23 protein-coding genes are annotated in these 21,486 nt (G+C 33.4%); 20 read left to right on the forward strand and 3 right to left on the reverse strand.

The genetic code is table 11. The features are described 5' to 3' along the window. Positions 1-27 precede the first annotated feature (27 nt). Positions 28-723 carry a YiaD family glycine zipper/OmpA-like lipoprotein gene (locus AC4PRO_RS12185; protein ID WP_074724383.1) on the reverse strand — a complete coding sequence of 232 codons (696 nt, stop codon included), beginning with the start codon at positions 721-723 and terminating at the stop codon, positions 28-30. A 24-nt stretch (positions 724-747) separates the two neighbouring features. Continuing rightward, complete coding sequence (locus AC4PRO_RS12190; RefSeq protein ID WP_074724382.1) at positions 748-1,224, reverse strand: lipocalin family protein; 477 nt, start codon at positions 1,222-1,224, stop codon at positions 748-750. 181 nt (positions 1,225-1,405) lie between these two features. On the opposite strand from AC4PRO_RS12190, the gene htpG reads away from it, so the two are divergent. The 10 genes from htpG to AC4PRO_RS12240 all read left to right on the forward strand — a co-directional run bounded on the left by htpG (position 1,406) and on the right by AC4PRO_RS12240 (position 10,503). Continuing rightward, complete coding sequence (gene htpG / locus AC4PRO_RS12195) at positions 1,406-3,310, forward strand: molecular chaperone HtpG (protein ID WP_492117527.1); 1,905 nt, start codon at positions 1,406-1,408, stop codon at positions 3,308-3,310. Between the two features lie 358 nt (positions 3,311-3,668). Continuing rightward, on the forward strand, positions 3,669-3,923 hold the full coding sequence (locus tag AC4PRO_RS12200; protein ID WP_492117528.1) for an FUSC family protein: 255 nt from the start codon (positions 3,669-3,671) through the stop codon (positions 3,921-3,923). A gap of 4 nt (positions 3,924-3,927) precedes the next feature. Then, complete coding sequence (locus AC4PRO_RS12205; protein ID WP_492117529.1) at positions 3,928-4,071, forward strand: hypothetical protein; 144 nt, start codon at positions 3,928-3,930, stop codon at positions 4,069-4,071. 735 nt (positions 4,072-4,806) lie between these two features. Next, a complete protein-coding gene (locus AC4PRO_RS12210; RefSeq protein ID WP_492117530.1) occupies positions 4,807-5,454 on the forward strand; it encodes a hypothetical protein in 648 nt (215 codons plus the stop codon). Between the two features lie 343 nt (positions 5,455-5,797). Further along, a complete protein-coding gene (locus AC4PRO_RS12215) occupies positions 5,798-6,391 on the forward strand; it encodes a hypothetical protein (protein ID WP_492117531.1) in 594 nt (197 codons plus the stop codon). A 352-nt stretch (positions 6,392-6,743) separates the two neighbouring features. Continuing rightward, positions 6,744-7,271: a DUF4833 domain-containing protein gene (locus AC4PRO_RS12220; protein ID WP_492117532.1), complete on the forward strand. Its 528-nt coding sequence runs from the start codon at positions 6,744-6,746 to the stop codon at positions 7,269-7,271. Positions 7,272-7,757: 486 nt separating this feature from the next. After that, the gene (locus tag AC4PRO_RS12225) at positions 7,758-9,215 is read left to right on the forward strand and encodes an FAD-dependent oxidoreductase (RefSeq protein ID WP_492117533.1); all 1,458 of its coding nucleotides are present in this window, start codon (positions 7,758-7,760) and stop codon (positions 9,213-9,215) included. Between the two features lie 151 nt (positions 9,216-9,366). Further along, positions 9,367-9,756 (forward strand): DUF2721 domain-containing protein, encoded by a 390-nt coding sequence (locus AC4PRO_RS12230; protein WP_074724375.1) that lies wholly within the window; start codon positions 9,367-9,369, stop codon positions 9,754-9,756. A 224-nt stretch (positions 9,757-9,980) separates the two neighbouring features. After that, entirely contained in the window at positions 9,981-10,214 is a 234-nt protein-coding gene (locus AC4PRO_RS12235) for a hypothetical protein (protein ID WP_083380523.1), read from the forward strand. Continuing rightward, a complete protein-coding gene (locus AC4PRO_RS12240; protein ID WP_074724374.1) occupies positions 10,204-10,503 on the forward strand; it encodes a type II toxin-antitoxin system RelE/ParE family toxin in 300 nt (99 codons plus the stop codon). The genes AC4PRO_RS12235 and AC4PRO_RS12240 overlap by 11 nt, the downstream gene beginning before the upstream one ends. Positions 10,504-10,634: 131 nt before the next feature. On the opposite strand, the gene AC4PRO_RS12245 is transcribed toward AC4PRO_RS12240, so the two are convergent. Further along, a complete protein-coding gene (locus AC4PRO_RS12245; protein WP_492117534.1) occupies positions 10,635-12,752 on the reverse strand; it encodes a TonB-dependent receptor domain-containing protein in 2,118 nt (705 codons plus the stop codon). Positions 12,753-13,053: 301 nt separating this feature from the next. Between AC4PRO_RS12245 and AC4PRO_RS12250 the strand changes: the two genes are divergently transcribed. From AC4PRO_RS12250 to AC4PRO_RS12295, 10 genes are all read left to right on the forward strand, one after another. Continuing rightward, the gene (locus AC4PRO_RS12250) at positions 13,054-13,578 is read left to right on the forward strand and encodes a DUF1501 domain-containing protein (RefSeq protein ID WP_492117535.1); all 525 of its coding nucleotides are present in this window, start codon (positions 13,054-13,056) and stop codon (positions 13,576-13,578) included. Positions 13,579-13,646: 68 nt separating this feature from the next. After that, entirely contained in the window at positions 13,647-14,546 is a 900-nt protein-coding gene (locus tag AC4PRO_RS12255; RefSeq protein WP_074724372.1) for an EamA family transporter, read from the forward strand. 79 nt (positions 14,547-14,625) lie between these two features. Beyond that, the gene (locus AC4PRO_RS12260) at positions 14,626-14,979 is read left to right on the forward strand and encodes a DoxX family protein (RefSeq protein WP_074724371.1); all 354 of its coding nucleotides are present in this window, start codon (positions 14,626-14,628) and stop codon (positions 14,977-14,979) included. 87 nt (positions 14,980-15,066) lie between these two features. Further along, positions 15,067-15,903, forward strand: coding sequence for a sterol desaturase family protein (locus tag AC4PRO_RS12265; RefSeq protein WP_492117536.1), 837 nt, complete (start codon positions 15,067-15,069; stop codon positions 15,901-15,903). A gap of 112 nt (positions 15,904-16,015) precedes the next feature. Beyond that, positions 16,016-16,294, forward strand: a complete 279-nt coding sequence (locus AC4PRO_RS12270) for a DUF2805 domain-containing protein (protein WP_074724370.1) — start codon at positions 16,016-16,018, stop codon at positions 16,292-16,294. Between the two features lie 111 nt (positions 16,295-16,405). Next, on the forward strand, positions 16,406-18,268 hold the full coding sequence (locus tag AC4PRO_RS12275; RefSeq protein ID WP_492117537.1) for a M61 family metallopeptidase: 1,863 nt from the start codon (positions 16,406-16,408) through the stop codon (positions 18,266-18,268). A gap of 123 nt (positions 18,269-18,391) precedes the next feature. Beyond that, positions 18,392-19,111 carry a DUF4369 domain-containing protein gene (locus AC4PRO_RS12280; RefSeq protein ID WP_492117538.1) on the forward strand — a complete coding sequence of 240 codons (720 nt, stop codon included), beginning with the start codon at positions 18,392-18,394 and terminating at the stop codon, positions 19,109-19,111. A gap of 859 nt (positions 19,112-19,970) precedes the next feature. After that, positions 19,971-20,318 carry an ISAon1 family transposase N-terminal region protein gene (locus AC4PRO_RS12285; protein ID WP_139174272.1) on the forward strand — a complete coding sequence of 116 codons (348 nt, stop codon included), beginning with the start codon at positions 19,971-19,973 and terminating at the stop codon, positions 20,316-20,318. A gap of 145 nt (positions 20,319-20,463) precedes the next feature. After that, positions 20,464-20,667, forward strand: coding sequence for a hypothetical protein (locus tag AC4PRO_RS12290; RefSeq protein WP_492117539.1), 204 nt, complete (start codon positions 20,464-20,466; stop codon positions 20,665-20,667). Continuing rightward, a complete protein-coding gene (locus tag AC4PRO_RS12295; RefSeq protein WP_492117540.1) occupies positions 20,618-21,250 on the forward strand; it encodes an ISAon1 family transposase in 633 nt (210 codons plus the stop codon). Before AC4PRO_RS12290 ends, AC4PRO_RS12295 begins: the two co-directional genes overlap by 50 nt. The last annotated feature ends 236 nt before the right edge of the window (positions 21,251-21,486 follow it).

Raw genomic sequence — 21,486 nt, forward strand, 5'->3', positions numbered from 1 at the left:
TTCACAATATTTAAAAATAGGAAGTTCTTAGTTTCCTGCTTCGATTTTCGCATCTTCACGCATTTTATCATTTGCTGTAATAGCAAACTCAACACGACGGTTTTGAGTTCTTCCTTCTGCAGTATCATTCGTTGCAATCGGATCAGCAATACCTAAACCGGTAACATTAAATCTTACAGAAGATACACCTCTACTAACCAAATAATTTCTAACTGAAGTTGCTCTCTCTTTCGAAAGTTTCAAGTTATAATCAGCAGGTCCTGTACTATCTGTATATCCAAAAATAGTAATATCAGTATCAGGATATTCCGTAAAAACAGGAACCAACTTATCTAAATTCGCTTTTGCAGCTACAGTAAGTGTCGATTTATTAGTATCAAAACGTACCGCATTTTCATTTAGTACTAATTGAATACCCTCACCTACTCTTTTCACTTCAGCTCCAGGAATAGCCTCATCAATTTGTCTGGCTTGTTTGTCCATTTTATTACCGATAACTCCACCGGCCACTCCACCAACAACACCTCCAAGAACAGCTCCCATTGCTCCCTTGCCGCCTTTTCCTAAGTTGTTTCCTAAGATACCGCCAATTATTGCACCACTTACTGCTCCAATTCCCGCACCTCTCTGCGTTTTATTTGTATTCTTTAACGATTCACAACTTGTAAAAAACGTTCCGATTGACATTAATAAAGCCAATGTTACTATAGAAATCTTTTTCATAATTATTCTTTTTTTATATTTAATTTAGTTTGCTCTTTGAAACTGGTAAACTACATCAGTCAATTTTCCTCCAACAGTAATTTTATCAATCAATTGAAATGATGCTTCAGTTTGATTAGCAACATGCAATACATATCCTTCTCTTACTTTTTTTGCTTTGATATCAGCATCTAACACTTTCAAAACAAATTCTGCATTCTTATTAACAAACCAAGTAATTGGTGAACTAAATGGTGCACAACCAGACTTTGTCAAAGCCATATTTCCTTTGTTGTTATTAGAAACGAATTTCCATGTACTTCCCACAAAACATTGTGAATCTGCAATTTGAAACGCGTTTACTTTAATGTATTCAGATCCCGGATAAGTAACAGAAGTGATCACCCAGTTTCCTTTCATTGCTACTTGCGCTCCCTTATCTAATTTAGTATCAGTAGCAGAAGTCGATTTACAAGAAAATAACACTAAGGCTATTGCTGTTAAAAATAATATTTTTTTCATTTTATTTGGTTTTACTATTAAACTTATACAAAGATACAAAGCATTTTAAGAGTTTTAGTTTCAAGATTTAAATAATTTGTTTCAAAATTAACAGTTACGCCAATTTGTCACTTTACTGTTAATTGGTATTCTATTTGAAAGAATTGGAGGAGATTGTAAAACTCTTTAATAAAATATAAATATGACAACAGGAAAAATTAATGTTTCGGTAGAAAACATCTTCCCTTTAATAAAGAAGTTCCTATATAGTGATCACGAGATTTTTTTACGTGAATTGATTTCGAATGGAACAGATGCAACGTTAAAATTAAAACACCTAACCAATATTGGCGAAGCCAAAGTAGAATACGGCAATCCAATTATAGAAGTAAAAGTTGACAAAGAAGGAAAAAAACTTCACTTCATCGACCAGGGAATTGGTATGACATCGGAAGAGGTTGAAAAATACATCAACCAATTGGCTTTTTCTGGTGCCGAAGAATTTTTAGAAAAATACAAAGACACAGCGAAGGATTCAGGAATTATTGGCCATTTTGGTCTTGGTTTCTACTCGGCTTTTATGGTCGCTTCAAAAGTGGAGATCATCACTAAATCATACAAAGACGAGCCAGCGGCACATTGGACTTGCGACGGAAGCCCTGAGTTTACCTTAGAGCCTGCTGACAAAACGACTCGTGGAACAGAAATTATTCTGCATATCGCCGAAGATTCTTTAGAATTCCTGGAAGAGTCTAAAATCACGCAACTTTTAAATAAGTACAATAAATTCATGCCTATTCCAATTAAATTTGGAACAAAAACGGAGAAAATTGAACAAAAAAAGGGCGAATCTGTTGACGCAGAAGATAAAGAAGAAACATTCAAATCGGTTGAAGTAGACAATATTATCAACAACCCAAATCCAGCTTGGACAAAACAACCAACTGACTTAACGGATGAAGATTATAAAAGCTTCTATCATGAGTTGTATCCATCTCAATTTGAAGAGCCTTTATTCCACATTCACTTAAATGTAGATTATCCTTTTAACCTAACTGGTATTTTGTATTTCCCAAAATTAAGTGGTGATTTACAAATCCAAAAAGATAAGATTCAGTTGTACCAAAACCAAGTTTACGTTACAGATAACGTAGAAGGAATTGTACCTGAATTCTTAATGATGCTTCGCGGAGTAGTTGATTCGCCAGACATTCCGTTAAATGTTTCTCGTTCCGGATTACAAGCTGATGGTGCGGTGAAGAAAATTTCGAACTACATTACTCGTAAAGTAGCTGATAAATTGAAATCATTATTCACAGAAAACCGTGAAGATTTTGAATCAAAATGGAATGATATTAAAATCGTTCTAGAGTACGGAATGTTATCTGAAGATAAATTCTACGAAAAAGCAGGAGCTTTCGTTTTATACCCAACCGTTGCTAATAAATATTACACGCTTGAGGAATTAAAAGAAAACCTAAAAGACAAGCAAACAGATAAAGACGGAAAATTGGTCGTGCTTTATGCTGGAAATAAAGAAGCACAACACTCTTATATCGAAATTGCACAAGAAAAAGGATACGAAGTTTTATTACTAGATTCTCCAATTATCTCACACTTGATTCAAAAAATTGAAGGAGATAATAAAGACATCACTTTTGTACGTGTCGATTCAGATCATATCGATAATTTAGTCAAGAAAGAGGAAAATACTATTTCTAAATTATCTGAAGAAGAGCAAACCAATTTAAAAACAGTTCTAGAAGCAATTGTACCAAAACAAAACTACCAAGTTCAACTTGAAGCAATGGACAGTCAAGCAGCTCCTTTCATCATCACGCAACCAGAATTCATGCGTAGAATGAAAGAAATGAGTCAGTCTGGTGGTGGTGGCGGAATGTTCGGGATGGGAAACATGCCGGAGATGTACAACCTAGTAGTAAACACAAATTCGCCATTAGCAACTACAATTCTAAACAATACAGACAAAGCTGGCCAAGAACACTTAGTAAAACAAGCGCTTGACTTAGCTAAACTATCTCAAAACTTACTTAAAGGAGAAGCATTAACTGCTTTTGTGAAAAGAAGTTTTGAAATGATCAAGTAATACCCGCATCATGCTACACTAAAAGCTGTCCAACATTGGGCAGCTTTTTTTTTGGAGCAGAATGAATGATTTTCATAAGAACTTCCCTCCCGCTATTCGCTGCAATCCATTGCTTTTGGCTCCCGCCACAGCAAATGATTTTCACTGCTATCGGGGCTATTGAGAGGGTTTTGTTTTTATAATATCGTTTAGGAAGCAGTTCTATAAATCACTAATTTATTTTAAAAGGTACTAAAGATTAATAAGATAATTATTATATTTGATAATAGATAAAGTCTGACCGTGATCAGACATATATACAAGTTGGATTCTATTATGCTGACGACTGCTCAATAAATAACATTAAACAAAATAAACAATGACAAACAAAGATCTTTCAGAATTAACTGACCAAGAATTATTAGACGAAGCTAAGAAAACAAGATCGTTTTCCATTACTAATGCTTTGATTATTGGAGTTTTAGCAGGGACAATATTTTACAGTATTGTTAAAAACAGTTGGGGAATGCTTACATTAATTCCTTTGTATTTTATCTACAAAATGATTAATGACCCTAAAAACAAAAGAGGTAAAGACTTGGAAGAACTTTTAAAGCTACGAAATTTGAAATAACCCGATGGCACAGATATACACTAAATTTATCGTTACGGATAGCGGATTTGCAATCCGTGCCCACAAAGTATATCAGCAATCTAAAACAAATCTAGAACTACAACATCCAGTTCGTTTCCTAAACACGCATAATTTCTTGCAGAACTAAAGTAGTAATCTTCTGGTAAGGAGACTACTTTATCCTTTTCGGGGTTATTGTGAATATAATTAACTTTTTGTTTAATGAACCAATTCGTTTTTAGGGTTTCGGTGTGATAACCATCTTGCCACACTTTATAGCTCTGATTACGTTTTAGATGTTCACATGCTTTTTTTTATTAAAAATACAACAAAAGCTACAAACAATTCATCTAGCATCATTTGTTTACTGATTTTCTTGTAGATTTGCTTTGTGGGCACGGATTACAAATCTGCGCGATCGCACAAGAGAGCTTTTTGTTCATATCCGCCCGATCAGTTTTTTTTTAGTAAGAAAATAAATGTGTTTTTGAGAAAAGAATATATAAATATGAAATTAATGGAAACTTGGGATTGGTTTATGAAAACATTTAATTGGAGTTCTATTGTTTTTTTTATTTTAATAGTTGGTGCTTTTGCTCAGTATAAGGCGTCGAACGAAGATGAATAATTAAAGAAAAGTATAAAAACAGATACTGAAGAATTAAATAAAACAGCTAAAAATACGATAGATAATTTACAATCATTAAGCCAAAGCGCAAATGAGTCACAAGAAAAAGCAAATGAAACATTCGTAAAATTAAACGAAACTTATAAAAATACCTTAATCTCTATTTCAAAAGCTGAAGAAACAAAAAGCGTAATTATAGAAAATTTAAAAAGGACCCTTGAAGCAAAGGAAGCAATTTTAAATTCTCAAAACGACATGATTTCTAAACTCACAGGAGGTGATAGCTACCCATTTTTTACGATAAATAATAAGGGTTTAAAATTAAACATAAACGGAAAACACAGTATTCCCAATTTACATTTTGAAATCTTTTTTTTAAAAGATTACTTACGTCAAGATAGCGAAACGTTTAGAAAATATTTATTTTCTGGTGAGTTAAGCTCTAATATTATAAAAATATATGAAAACAATCCTCAAAAACTATTCGTTAACAAAACGTATAAAAACATTGATATTCCTTATGTTATTTTAAAAAACATAGTAGAATACTCATACTCGGGCATTGATATTAAATTTACTTCTGATTTTAAAACATGGAGCCAAGCTATTAGGTTAAAAAGAAATATGTTTCAATCAGAAACAATTGAAATTTGTAATGTTATTTATGAATTAAAAGATAGTAAATCTGAAGATCCATTTGAATTAGCAAAAAGAATAAAAACTGAGACATCTCAAGATTTTAATTTAGATTCCGAGCTAATGAATAAAATGGCTAAACAAAATTTATTTGATCACTTAATTATTATATATCCAAAACTTGAAATACTAGATTTAAAAGAAAACGAAATTGAAAAAACATTGAATACTTATTCTGTTGATGAATTTCGTTCGAAAAAACTGTAGTTAGAAATAAATCATTAGGGAATCAATCGTAGAAATATGTAAGTATTTCGAAAAAAAAGAATGTTCTATAAACCCTCCGCCCGATACCCCGCTTCGAGCAGAATTTTTTTGGTAAAAAAACGGCTTGAAATAACCCGATAGCGCAAATTTGTAATCCGTGCCCATTCCAATTCACTTTTACACTACGGTCAAAACCAACCTCGATCGCGATAACTTATTACATTCAAAAACTATTTCAATATCACAACAATTTTAATTGTAATTTAGACGTTCATTGGTCAGGCACAAAAAAGGAGCACTACTTGCTTTATTAACTGGTCAATACAAATAATACTCCTAACACATGTGGTGGCAATATCTATTAGTTTTTTTGGGCGCTCTATTATTTGACATAGTCCCTTTTCCGTTTGCTCCAGCATTTACAATAATGGTATTTCTTCAAATTCTTTTTGATCTAAATATCTGGGCAGTGATTGTCATTGGAGTTGTAGGTTCGGTTTTGGGTCGGTCTATTCTTCTTTTATATACTCCGCTAATGGCAAACAAATATTTAAAAGCATCCAAAAATGAAGATATTAAGTTTATTGGAGATAAAATGAACCAAAATAAATGGAAAGGTATTTTAGTAGTACTTGCTTATTCTTTGTTGCCTCTTCCTACCACACCGCTTTTCTTAGGTGGAGGGATTTCAAAAATAAAACCGCTTTATATCATTGCTCCTTTCTTAGTAGGGAAATTTACTAGTGATTCTATTGCTTTACATTTAGGCAAATTTGCATCCGAAAACCAACAAAGTATCATTGATAATATTTTTTCGTGGCAGTCTATTGCTAGTTTTGTTTTGGGATTTGTTATGCTGTTTTGTTTGTTTTTCATCAATTGGCGTAGCTTAATTCATACTAAAAAATTAGCCTTTGATTTTAAAATATTTAATTAAGTTCTCTTCTGCTTGGATATAAACATTAGCTTACCACAACGATATGACCGATTTATATACCGAAGTTTCAGGACAGTGTCCATCTTGTGCTCGTTTGTCTAAGTATTCTGGTGCTTGTCTAGCACAAGTACCTACTTAAATAAGGTAACTAGTTGTAGTTTTTGCAACTGAGATTATTGAAGGATTTCAAGTCCACATTTTTATTGACTAACCTAATTTTTCGTACTTTCGTGTTGCAGAACATACGCGGTTTTTAAAATCTGTAAACTCTCGAAAAGCCAAAAAACGTCGTACCCATTTTAAACCCAACAATTCCTTAAAAAGAAGGACTACAAACAAACTGTTAATCACCATGAAAGTTATCTTTTCTTTTTTTTATCTATTTTTTTGCTCTTTTAGCTGCTTTTCACAAAGTAATTATCCAGAACCCACAAAAACAGCGACACGTTTATTTTATATTCAACATAGTAATAACCACAATACATACGTGTATGATGCTAATATAAAAGGTGGGACTATTGATTCGTCTCAACCAATTAACGAGTATCAAATAGTTTACACTGAAAAAGGAATACAGAAACCTTTATCTAGTATACAAAAAAGATTAGCTTATGGGATGATTCTAGAAGAATCCCAACCTAATTTATTCAAATTACACCTTGCTGCTTCAGAAAAAATATATTTCTATCTTACTTATAATGAAAGTGAAGGAGCTAGAGTATATGTCACCGTAAATAAGCACAAATTGTATTTAGACAAGATGTTTGTCCAACTTAAAGAGGGACTTTTGGGCCTCAAAGCAAAAGCAGAATACGTACTTTTTTTTGGTAAAGATTATAATTCCGGCAAACCTATAACAGAAAAAATTATAATTAAATAAGTTCCTATAGCACTTCATTTATTCCATTAAAGATGCTTGGATTAAAAATACAAACTACTTAAATACCATGTAAAAGTAATAGCAAACAGAGGTTTCTGTTTATTCATCAAGAACTGCATCCTCCCACTAGCATTCGAATCGAGAAAAGCTATAAAATTATATTATAATAACTTTTCCTAATCCCTTCGAAACAAAACTTAAATACCCATACATACTAACCAAACGTATATAATGTCAGCAAGACAAAAACTTATATGACTTATACGTTTAAAAAAACGCGGCGATCCTCTGCGTTTCCTCTGAGAATCTTTGCGAAACAAAACTTAGATGCGCTTCTATAAATAACCAAACGTATCAAACCTGCCCAAAACAAAAACTTACATGACTTATATGTTTAAAAAATCCGTACTATCTTTGTTAAATTCCATTCCTAAAAACTAATCTAATGACTCCAGAACTTCATAACTATTATTTAAATAAAAAGAAGTGAAAAAGTTAGAAAACACAACTACTAGCTGGACTATTTGTCAGGAATGTAAGGGGCAGGGCAAAAAAAGCCGCCGAATCAATAAAAAAGTCCGACTCCAGTACCAGAAAGCAGTCGAACAATTTGAAAAATCAAATAGCGAAGGAACAGCTCCTATTCGTCCTAAGGCACACCTCGATTCTTGCTTACGCTGTTCCGGATCTGGTTTGGTTCCTGCTGCAAGTCCTCCTATAGCAGATACAGAAAACTATCCACATGTAGGTATTATTGGTGGCGGTATAGGCGGAGTGGCTCTGGCTGTGGCCTGTTTACACCGCGGAATTCCGTTTACTCTTTATGAACGCGATAGCGGTTTTGAGGTACGATCTCAGGGCTACGGACTTACTTTACAACAAGCGAGTAAAGCGATCGAGGGATTGGGTATATTCTCATTAGAAGAAGGAGTGGTTTCCACTAGACATCTGGTTCATACTACAGATGGAAACACAATTGGAGAATGGGGAATGAGAAAATGGATGCAGAACGATTCAAAGAAATCTCCCAAGCGTACCAATGTACATATCGCACGACAGTCTTTGCGCTTAGCACTGCTGGAACAACTCGGCGGACATGAAGCTGTGCAGTGGGGACACCAGTTAGTAGATATTAAAAAAACGGAGGACGGAACTGTTGATCTAAGCTTTGAAGTAAACGGAGAGATTCAGCGCGCCAAGGCAGATCTTGTCGTTGGAGCCGATGGTATTCGTAGTACAGTGCGCAAGTTGCTAATTGGTGATGACGTTACCCCTTTGCGTTACCTAGATTGTATTGCGATATTGGGTATTTGTCCTTTGAGCGCGCTCGGTGGTATTGAAAGCGATTTGTTAGACTCGGCGACCGTATTCCAAACTGCCAATGGCAATGAGCGAATCTACATCATGCCATATGATTCAGAATCGGTGATGTGGCAATTGAGCTTCCCTATGCCGGAAGAAGACGCTAAAGCTTTGAGTGCACAAGGCCCTAAACCACTTAAAGAAGAAGCCTGTCGCAGAACACAATGGCACGATCCAATTCCGCAGATTTTAGCGGCGACTCTAGAATCGCAAGTTTCTGGTTATCCCGTATATGACCGAGAATTACTCAATAAAGAATTGTTGGAAAAGAACGGACAAATGACGCTAATTGGTGATGCGGCGCACCCCATGAGTCCATTTAAAGGCCAAGGTGCAAATCAAGCGCTGTTGGATGCTTTGTCGCTGGCTCGAAGAATCACAAAAGAATGCCGACCTTCATCAAATTGGCGAGAAGCTGGAATAAGGGAAAGTGTATTAAACGATTTTGAATCAAAAATGTTAGAACGCAGTGCAATCAAAGTAAAACATTCAGCAGAAGCTGCACAGTTCTTGCATTCTGAAATTGTGCTCCATGAAGGAGATGAACCTAGAGGACGTTGTCTAACGAGAAAAAAAGAATAATTAGACAAATAACAACCCTGCTACTGATACCTACAGCGTTTTCCTATCATGTCCTCCATTTCTATTCAGTGAGTTTTTTATACAAAAAAGTAGTTATCCGGAAAAGTTTATCGAAATTTGGTAATTCAAACCTACCAATCAATTACTACAAATGACACTAGACATAGAAACTCCAGCTTTATTATTCTCAGCTACTTCACTTATACTTTTAGCGTATACCAATCGTTTTTTGACCATTGCTACAATTGTTAGAAGCTTGAAGAAAACTTATGATGAACAAGAAAACAAAAGTATTTTAATCGAAATTAAAAACCTCAACTTGCGATTAACACTAATCCGCTATATGCAACTTTTTGGCGTGCTTAGTTTGTTCTTGTCGGTTTTTGCAATGCTGTTATTGTTCTTTGATTTTCAAATAGCTGGGCTATATTTTTTTGGGTTTAGCTTACTAAGCTTACTGGTTTCATTAGCACTTTCTTTCTGGGAAATCAGTATTTCTGTAAAAGCCTTACAAGTACATTTAAGTGATTTAATCTCTTAATTTTAGAAAAAAAACTATATTCTAAACACAGCACACGATTTGTTTTTAATACCACTTAATTTACAGCATCGATTTGAAAAGTTACCATTTACTCACAAATAGTAGCTGAGATCTGGTAAAAAATCTTAAATTGTATTTGTTAACCTACTTAAAACAAAGCAGTTTAAAAATGACTGTTTTTTTTTGGTAACTTTGTATAAGTCTAAGATTTAAAAATAAACAAAATGAATTCACAGCAATTACAAAATGAAAAGTTGAATATTATCAATTGGATTACACAAATTCAAGATTATTCAATAGTAGAAAAAATAAAGGCTTTAATGAGTTCTTCAGCTAAACCATATATACTAACCGATGAACAACAAGAAACTTTAGACAGTCAACTGGTATTAAAACCTAAATCATATACTGATGTAGAAAAAGCATACGCCGACTTAAAAACTAAATATGAGCTATAAGGTTATTGTATCGCCTATTGCTTTAAAAAACGTAGAGGATGCGGTAGAATATTATGTTAAAGAAGTAAATAAAAAAGTAGCTCTTGATTTTTTAGTCGATTATAGAAGAGCTTATAAAGCTTTACAGAAGAACCCATTTTACCAATTTCATGATAATAATTATAGATTTTTACCTTTTGATAAGTTTCCGTGCATCGCCTTTTTTATAGTTGACGAACCTTCGAAAACTGTTTTTATAAACGCCGTTTTTAATACCTATCAAAATGACAATACCTATCCAATTAAATAGAAACAGTATTGTAAGCGAGAAATATATATGGCTTTTGTTTATCTTACTTCAATTTAATTCCAATAAAACCACATAAATAAAAAAGAGCTGTGAATATATTTCACAGCTCTTTTTTGTCTCAATCAAGACAACTATTGGTTTAAAATCCCGTTATCTTCTTTTTTATCTTTATTCAATAAGTTTGGATTTTCTTTAGCTAACTTGTTTTTCGTTGGAATCTTATAATTCAGGCTAAAGCCAAATTTTCTCGTATCCATTTTATTGCTAATTAACAATGGTGTTTGGTAAGAATTAAAAGCACTTTCATTCGAATTCAATACATCGTCCGCATAAATTGAAAGTGTTAATTGATCTTTCATAAATTTCTTAGAAAAACTTAAATCCAAGGCATTTCTGAAAGGCTTAACCGCAATGAAATAAAAATAATTCCCTCTTGGAATAATGTAATTATAATTAGCAACAAATTTTATCTGTTTTGGTAATACAATTTGCGACATGAAATTAAACATCCAGAATCCATTAGTATCTACATTTGGAATTTGATGGTATTGATAACCCGCATACACATATAAAAAGTTCATCGTATCTGGGTTAACATTCATTTTCATGGTTTCGGCAAGTCCTTTAGTAAACAACATATACGGAATGGGCATACCAACACTAAAATTATGAATCTTTATCTCCGGAATATTCTCGTTGCTATTTACTACCAAATCATTATTAAGCGTCACTCTATTGATGACTTGATTCTTAGCCGAACTAATATTATAACTAATAAATGCATAATCATAAGCACTTAACTTCACCTCATAATTATCAAAAATTGTAGGTTGCAGGTTTGGATTACCTGAATAATCAATGTTTGGATTTTGATAATTGGTGTTGTTTGGGTTCAATGCTGATGTACTTGGCAACGTTATCTTTTTATTATAATTCATATTAAAATAGATCGAATTATTAAAATTATACTGTGCACTTGCATTTGGAAAAAAGCGAAATTGCTTAAACGCCGTTAATTCAGTTGTATTTGTATTTCCTGTAATATTATAATCTTCAGCTCTACCACCAAGAATAAAATTAACTTTATCAAACTTAGTTTGCACTTCTACATAAGATGCAGCGGTTCTTCGTTTGTAATCTAAATTGGTAACGCCTTTACTAGAAGCATCAAAAAGTAATTCTTCATACAAACTACCAAAACTTAATTTCCCTTCATCAGAGAATTTAATAGGCTGCGAATAATCAAACTTGAAGTTGTACAAATTTTGGTTTGAGGAATTATCTAAAGTCGAAGTCGGATTTCCAATCGGACTTAATTCAAAATCATTTGTATTGTTATTGTAGTTGAATTTAAACTCGAGTTTTTTGGCCGTGTTTTCAAATTTTTTCTGGTAAGTGACTACGGCATCTTGGCGCAAGCCCTTACTTACTGAGGCATCATTAGTTGTAAAACCGGGCCCGTTGCCTAAAGTATAACTATCATTATTATTTTGAGTTAAATCATAATTCAATAACAAACGATCTTTGCCAATATCAAATGTCAATGCCGATTTAATAAAATTATTTCGCCCTATACGGTCTGCATCGGTTCTTGACAGTAATGAAGTCATACCGTTTTCTTCTTTCTCAAGAGAAGTCCAAATCGCACTTTCTCTATAATTCTGACCTACATTCAATTGCCATCCAAAATACTTGTTTTTAGCACTCAACAACAAACTATTGTTCATTCTCCAGCGTACATCATTATAACTCGTAAAACTTGTACTGTTAGTATAAGTAGCACTCAAGTAATTCTTAGCGTTTTTATTTGTAATGATATTCAAAATCGCTCCGCCAGAAGTCGCGGGAAACTCAGCACCTGGTTGAGTGATAATTTCGATTTTTTCAATCGCATTTGCAGGCATTCCTTCTAAAAAGGCATTCAATTCTGTCGTAGAAATATTAAGCGGTCTTCCATCCATAAAAACGTCTAGTTGTTTTCCTTGGTACATCATTCCAGCAATATCTGAAGCTATTAGACCAGGTAGTTTTTTAATTCCTTCTAAAACGGAACCTGTATTCAAGCTAGCTTGTCCCGCAAAATCAAAGATTGTACGATCCGCTTTTTGCTCTATCGCTTTCTTGGTTTTTATAATTGCTACCTCATTTAACTCCGTCGTTTTCTCTGGAGCTTTTTCAGGTGTTGTTTGAGCAGAAAGTGTAGAAAAACTTCCTATAGCTATCAAAGCAACCAAATATATTTTTTTCATTTTTTTTGTATCAGATATTCCATAAGTCAACGTTATCCATTAGTTGTTACAACTTTATTAAATAAAAAGTTAGATCAATTAAGTATTAAACCTTTTTTGATTTAAAATACACAACACTCGTACTGCAGGAATCAACATTGACAACATCGATAACTTATCTCTAAAAGATGAAATGCCATAACTGTCAAAGATCCCGAGAAATTCAAAAATAAGAAACGGTAAGGAAGAAAGTAATCAACTATCTGAAAAACCCGAATTAGATTTTGTTCGAAAAATAGCCAATTCAGCCTTAGAAGGTTCTGTGCAAATCCAGAAAGCTTTGGCGCAAGCCAACCAAGAAAACTCGTATCCCAAAACGGGCTTAGGGAAAAATCTAGCTTGGATATGCCGCTTAATTAAAGGAAACCTGAACTCGAAAGTGTATTATACCTCCCTTGGCGGTTTTGACATGCATGATAATCAATTGGCCATTCATAAAAACAAATTGTCGGAGTTAAACGATCCTTTGTTTGGTTTTTACACTGATATGAAGAATGCTAAACTGCTTCAGAATGTAACTATTGTTGTTTTTTCAGAATTTGAACGAAGAGTAAAAGACAATCGAAACGGCACAGAAAATGGAACTGCCGCTCCTATGTTCATCATTGGCGGAAGCGATAAAGGAAAAATAATTGCAAACAACCCCAATATTTCCACCTTACAACAAGGCGATTTAAAACATCAGATTGATTTTAGAAGTGTGTATGCTAACATATTACAAGACAAATTAAACTTCAACCCCAGCTCCATTGGAATTAAAAATCCTGTAGTAAACGACTTATTTTAAAAAATAATGACTCCTCTAAAGTTGCGTTACAGTTGAAAGCGTACCTTTGCCCCTCAAAAAAATAAATAATGTCAAATAATAATGTTTTAAAAGGAGTTTTTTTAGTGGGTTTTGGTGCAACCAGTTATGGTATGCTAGCCACTTTTGTAAAAATGGCCTATAATGAAGGATACACCACTGCAGAAGTTACCACTTCCCAGTTTGTATTGGGTATTCTAGGAATATTACTTATTAATTTGTTCCAAAAAATAAAAAACAAAAACACTGCAATAAAAGCATCTCGCCAAAACATTTTTCATCTAATGCTTGCTGGAACTTCTCTTGGAATGACAAGCGTTTTCTATTATTTGGCTGTAAAATACATTCCTGTTTCTATAGGTATTGTATTGTTGATGCAAACCGTTTGGATGGGTGTTTTACTCGAAATGATTTTAGAAAAGAAGCTTCCTTCTACTCAAAAAATAGTGTCCGTAATTATTGTACTGATTGGAACTGTATTAGCAACAAATCTAATTCAAAATGAAGTTAAGCTAGATTGGCATGGCATCATGTGGGGTATGTTGGCAGCAGCGTCTTTTACCACGACTATGTTTACTGCTAATAGTGTCGCAACTAATATTTCTTCGGCACAGCGCAGTTTGTATATGCTTCTTGGTGGTGCAATAATTGTATTTTCATTTTCGATCGCTACGCAAATCACTCCATTTAACTTTGAGATTTTTCTAAAATGGGGAATTATTTTAGCCCTTTTTGGAACTATTATTCCACCAATGCTGATGAACGCAGGATTTCCACTTACTGGTATTGGTTTAGGAAGTATTGTTTCGGCACTTGAACTACCAGTATCCGTAATGATGGCTTTTGTCTTATTAAACGAAGATGTAAAACCAATTCAGTGGTTTGGAATTATCCTTATTATTATTGCAATAATAATCATGAATATTAACCTTACCGGCCGAAAAAAGTGATTCTATTTTAATTATCGAGCTAAACAAACAATTAATATCCTTAAATTCGTCGTACAAATCACTTTAATCTTCTATTATTATGACTTTTCCATGGCACCTTTATCTAATGGCTTTTATTTACACGATAGCAGGAATCAATCATTTTAGAAGCCCTAGAATGTATCAAAAAATCATCCCCCCTTATTTTCCTAATCCTAAGTTATTAAATATCCTAAGCGGATGTGCCGAAATAATTTTAGGAATAGCACTAATTATCCCTACTCTTTCCAGCTACGCAGCTTGGGGAATTATCGTATTGTTAATTGCCGTTTTCCCAACTCATATCTATATGTACCAAGATGAAAAGGTGAGAATGGGTCTTCCAAAGTGGATTTTATTATTACGCATGCCATTACAACTTGTTTTGATTTATTGGGGATATCAATACACCTAATGCTTTGAATCAATGTGATTAACAATTAATTTTTTGCTAACTTGTTATATCTAAAAAATGACTATTTTTGGAATAAACAGTAGCGTTATGAATGAAGTAATTAATTATTTTTCGACCATACCCTCCTCGCACAGGAGTTTAATATTGGTAAGTGGAATTACAATTTTTTGGTTAATCGAAAATGCTTTCCCGCTTTTCAACTTTAAGTACAAGAAATGGCACCATGCCGGTATCAATATATTCCTCACTTTAACGACCATTGTTATTAATTTTCTATTGGCTTTCGTTTTACTAAAAACAGCTGATTGGACGATTAAAAATGATTTTGGAATTCTTCAATGGCTCCCTGAAATTCCATTATGGTCGTATACACTGATCGGTTTGTTGTTATTAGATTTAATAGGAGCTTATCTGGTACATTTAGTTGAACATAAAACCAAATTTTTATGGCGTTTCCATTTAATACACCATACCGATACCTGGATAGATACGACGACCGCTAACAGACATCATCCCGGCGAAAGTATTATCCGTTTTGTTTTTACCACTCTAGGCGTTTTAATCGTGGGAAGTCCGATGTGGATGGTATTTTTATACCAAACGCTATCAGTAATTGCAACTCAATTTAACCATGCTAATATTGCCTTACCAAAAAAATGGGACACTATCGTGAGCTACTTAATTGTGTCCCCAGACATGCACAAAGTACACCATCATTATAGATTACCCTATACTGACAGTAATTACGGAAATATATTCTCCGTTTGGGACCGTCTTTTCGGGACATTCAGAACACTTCCCAAAGAAGAAATTGTATATGGAATTGACACCCATATGAAGAATGAGGAACACAATAAATTGAAGAATTTATTAAAAATTCCTTTCCAAAAACAGCGTTCCCCAGAAAAGAATTACACACCATAAAAAAAAATCGTTTTTATCGTTATAAGTAATTATATTTTTATTAATATTGTTCTATCTAATTTAGAATCAATTATATTAATCATTAAAAACAAATTGAATTAATTTTCACGTGATGAAAAAGAGTAACCGCAAAGAATTAACCTGGGAACAAACAGAAAAACTTGTTACATTGGCCTTAGAGGAAAAAAATCCTTTTGAAATTATTAAAAAGGAATTTGGTTTGGTCGAAAAAGAAGTTTTGGAAATAATGAAAAAGAAGATGCCGGCAGAGAAATTTGAGATGTGGAAAAAGAAAGCTACTGCAAATAAGCCAAAACCAAAACCCATTAAAATCGATGATTTTGATGAAGACTTGGATGGTAAATACTATATCAAAAACAAATTGGACTAACCAATTAGAGAACACCCTAAATAAGGGTGTTTTTTTTTGCGAAAATTTCTCTACTCAAAATATGTAACATTCTTGCCTTTTGATAGACTAACATCAAAAATCATATCGATCATGAAAAAAATAATTTTTGCATTTGCATTCACATCGGTCCTTTGGAGTTGTAAAACTGCCAATTCGGTCCCGACTGCAGCAACAAAAGAGCAGGTTCAAGTCGCAATTAATCTGGATGTAATAACAAATGACCAGGTAATGGTAACTGTAAACGCCCCTTCAATAAAAACAGATGAAATTACGTATCACATTCCTAAAACAGTTCCAGGAACCTACTCAGAAGACAACTACGGTAGATATATCGAAGATTTAAAAGCGTATGATACAAAAGGAAATTTACTAGTTGTAAAAAAAAATGACGTTAATTCTTGGTCCATTTCAAAAGCAAAAACTCTAGATAAAATTACCTATTTAGTAAATGATTCTTTTGACACGGAGAAAGGGACAAAATTTGGCGATGAGGATGTTTTTTCTCCAGCAGGATCAAATATCGATGCTGGGAAAAACATAATGTTAAATACGCATTGCTTTGTAGGTTACTTCACAAACTTCATGTCAATTCCCTACAAAGTTACTATTACTCACCCTGCCATACTTTGGGGTTCTACTTCAATGACTGACTTAGATGCCAGCACAACTGCAGATACTTTTATTACATCTCGTTATGCTGAATTGGTAGAAAACCCAATTATGTATTCAAAACCAGACTACACGACATTTACTGTTGACGGAATGGAAATCCTTATTAGCGTTTATTCTCCTTCTGGAAAAGTAACTGCCGAAAGCATTACACCAGAGATGAAAACGATGATGACGGCACAAAAGACCTTCTTAGGTAAAATAAATGCGACTAAAAAATACAGTGTATTATTGTATTTATCGTCCATGCAAGAAAATGACGCAAAAGGTTTTGGAGCTTTAGAGCATCCTACAGCCACTACAGTTGTTTTACCAGAATTAATGCCAAAAGAGGAATTGCTAAAATCGATGATGGATGTAGTATCCCATGAATTTTTTCATATTGTAACTCCGCTTAGCATTCACTCAAAAGAAATTCAATATTTTGATTATAATGATCCAAAAATGTCATCTCATTTATGGATGTACGAAGGAGTTACCGAATATTTTGCAAACCTTTTCCAAATCAACCAAGGTTTAATCACTGAAGAAGATTTTTACAATCGTATTTCAGACCAAATGGACCGTGCAGCGAAGATGAACGACACCATGTCTTTTACCACAATGAGTGCCAATGTCCTTAAAGAACCATACAAAGAACAATACATCAACGTATACCAAAAAGGATCATTGATAGGAATGTGTCTTGACATTATTATTAGAGAAAAAAGCAACGGCGAAAGAGGAATTCTTGATTTGATGCAAAAACTTTCAAATGAATATGGCCCTTCAAAACCATTTAACGACGACGAACTTTTTGCTAAAATCACCACTTTAACCTACCCTGAAGTAGGTGCTTTCCTTGCAACTTATGTAGCCGGAACCACTCCTATTCCATACGAAACTTACTTTGCAAAAGTTGGCGTTACAAAATCTACAGTAAAATCTCCTGGCAATGTATTCCTAAAAGGACAAGTACCGTACATCACTGTAAATCCAGAGACCAAAGAAATTGTTGTTATTCCGAATATCGAACTAAATCCTTTCTATACGGCGTTAGATCTTAAAGGAGGCGATATTATAATGGCTATCAACGACAAACCCTATTCCTTGGACAACATCTACGATATGATTGGCGAAAGTCAAAACTGGAAAGAAAACGAAGCTATTACTGTTAAAATAAAACGCAATGGAGTTGAACAGGTTTTAAAAGGAAAGATACAACTTCCATATGAAGAAAAAGAAGCTCTTAACGCCACCGATATAACAAAAAAGGCTTTAAGAGAAGCTTGGTTGAAAGGGTAAAAATAAAAATCAGGCAAAAACTCCCAATTTAGAAATAGATTGGGAGTTTTTTATGAAATTACCCTAAGTAAGCCACTAAACTTTCCAACAATTTTCTTTATTTTGCAGCAAAATATTTAATCAATGAAAAAATCAATTCTTGCATTCGTTTTGTTACTACTTTTAGCATCCTGTGCTAAAAATGAATCAAAAACCAACTTACACGTCACCGGAAATATTAAAGGTCTAAAAACAGGCACCTTATATATTCAAAGAATAGTTGACAGCGCTCTTGTTGCTATAGATACAATTAAAATAGACGGCAGCTCTGCTTTTGAAAGCGATATCGATTTAAAATCACCTGAAATGCTTTACCTATTTCTAGACAGAGGAGTAACCAATTCATTAGACAATAACTTACTATTTTTTGCCGAGCCTGGAAACATAAACATAGATACAAACTTGGACTCCTTCCTTTCTGGAGCAAAAATAACAGGCTCTAAAAATCAAGAGTTATATGAGGAGTATAGAAAAATCAGTTCTCGTTTTAGAGATGACAACTTAAGCTTACTTGAACAAAAATTCAATGCGATCAAAACTAAAAACACAAAAGCAATAGATAGCCTAAGTGCTAAACAAGATGCTAACACAAAAAGAAGGTATTTGTATGCAACCAACTTTGCCATTAACAACAAGGATTATGAAGTAGCTCCATACGTTACTTTATCTGACATCTATGATATCAATCTTAAGTATCTTGATACTATTCAAAAATCAATGACGCCTAAAGTAGCACAATCTCTTTACGGAAAGAAACTAACTAAATATGTAGCTGCGGTTAAAAATCAAGAACAAAACAAGTAGACCATCTATTTTTATTAATACTAAACTCGTATAAACAACTTTTAAAATGTATTAAGGATTCTGAAATAAAGTCTTTTAAAAAAAATACTCAGGAGTAAAAACAGTAAAGTTTTTACTCCTTTTTTATATTAAATATACTGATATCCGCACATTTATTTATAAAAAAACCACAAAACTTATTTAATTAGCTCCTTGAAACTTGATATCAAAACTGTCAATACCCAAATATTTTCAATAAACTTGACATACATAATGTCGAATCCTCATATCTAATACTAGATAGTAAAAATAATTTTTCAAAAAGGTAAACAAAAGAAATGACCTTAACCACTATTTGAAGTATCTATCGATAATAAAGAACCAAATATCTATCACGAAAGCTACCATATATCTTTGAAAAGACGAACTTTAATGCTTAAGTTTTGCAAAATACATCAAATACCATCAATCTAGAATTAAACAATTCAATACAATCACTAAAACTTTTACTAACCATTATCATAGAATAATAAATTACGATGACAACGGACGGCTAAATACTCCACCGACTTTTTTTTTCTGAAACAGAACATTTTAGAACTCAATAAATAGAACTGAGAAATATTAAATTTTCCCATTTTGGAACAACTAACATCTATGCTAAATTTTTACTACTCAATAGGTTTTACTTACAATCCTTCATAATTATAATTCTTACATATTTAAAAATACGAACTAAAATTCCGTGTAAAAAAAACTTCAATTAGCGCTAGGTAACTGAAGTTTCTATTACTCAGAGCGGGACTTGAAGGATCAAGAACAATACTTGGGGAGGAAATGTCGAAAAAAAGTTAGAATTTTGTCAATCTAACAATGAGAGATGACTTCTATAGACCTTTTGAAATTCATGCTACCTGATTTTTTAGTTGACCACTTTGAGGTAGTTTCTGCTAATAACACAGAAGAAATATTGCACCTATATTTTGAGGAGAAAATAAAGCCTCCAAAAGAGTTTGATACCCTTGAATTAGTGTCAAAAGGATTTCAGGATGAAATTACCATTCAGGATTTTCCTTTAAGAGGAAAATTAGTGTATTTGCATATCAAAAGACGCCGTTGGACTAACAAATCCAATGGAGGAATTATTAAAAGAGACTGGACTTTAGTTGCTAAAGGAACCCGCATGACTGAAGAGTTTGCGGCTTTTTTAAAAGAAATTAATAGATAACAGTGCTGCCGACTGTCATACTGTCGGAAAATTTTTAGGTATCGACGGAAAAAAACTTCAAAGACAGTATAAAAAACACCTAAGCTCCTTTAATACCTGGGATCCACTTGAACATGCGCATCAGTGGATTCTTTACCCTGAAAATATGGGTACCCATTTATCAATTGATGAAGTAGCTTTGTCTCAGGGAGAGCTCTATACCACAGTAACCAATAAGAAGTTCAAAAGCAAACAAGGTTGCTTAGTTGCCATTATTGCTGGAACAAAGGCAAATCAAGTCATAGAGCACATCTGTAAGATTGATTATAAAAAAAGAAGTGGTGTTCGGTGTTCAAGAGATCACACTTGACATGGCTAATTCCATGAAGTTAATCTCTAAAAAATGTTTTCTTAGAGCAATACAGGTAATTGATAGGTTCCATGTTCAAAAATTAGCTCTGGAAGCCATGCAAGAAATCAGAATCAAACATCGATGGGAAGCTATGGATCTTGAAAATCAATTGATAATGACAGCCAAAAGAGAGAATAGAGCAAATATACCGGAACTCTTGCCTAATGGAGATTCTGTAAAACAGCTTTTAGCCAGAAGTAGGTACGTGCTTTATAAATCTCGCGAAAAATGGTCTGAGCATCAAAATGAAAGAGCTCAGATGCTATTTGGATTGTATCCAGATATAAAGAAAGCTTACGGTTTAAGTCAGCAACTTCGAGGTATTTATAATAACAACAACGATAAACACATTGCGATGACCAAATTAGCACATTGGTACAGAAATGTAGAGGAATCAGGTTTTAAAAACTTCAATATTATACTCAATACCCTAACTCTGAATTATCAGTCAATATTAAACTATTTTGATAACAGAAGTACTAATGCTTCTGCAGAAATGAAATTCATGAACTCCAAAACAAAAAAAATAAAAAATGAATAATCTTTTAATGCAAAAATAAAAGCGTTCAGAAGTCAGTTTAGCGGGGTGAGAAAAATAGATTTCTTTCTATTCAGATTATCTAATACTTTCGGCTAATCCCCAACTTTTGAAATTGATCCTAGACTTTTTCCTTTTTAGGCTAACTAATATTTACGCCTAATTTTTGCTACTCCACAGGTTTTCGTTGTAATCCGTAATGAGCTTAAAAACAAAAAACCCCGTTCTAACGAACGGGG

The organism is Flavobacterium sp. DW-iso2 (genome assembly GCF_058725285.1).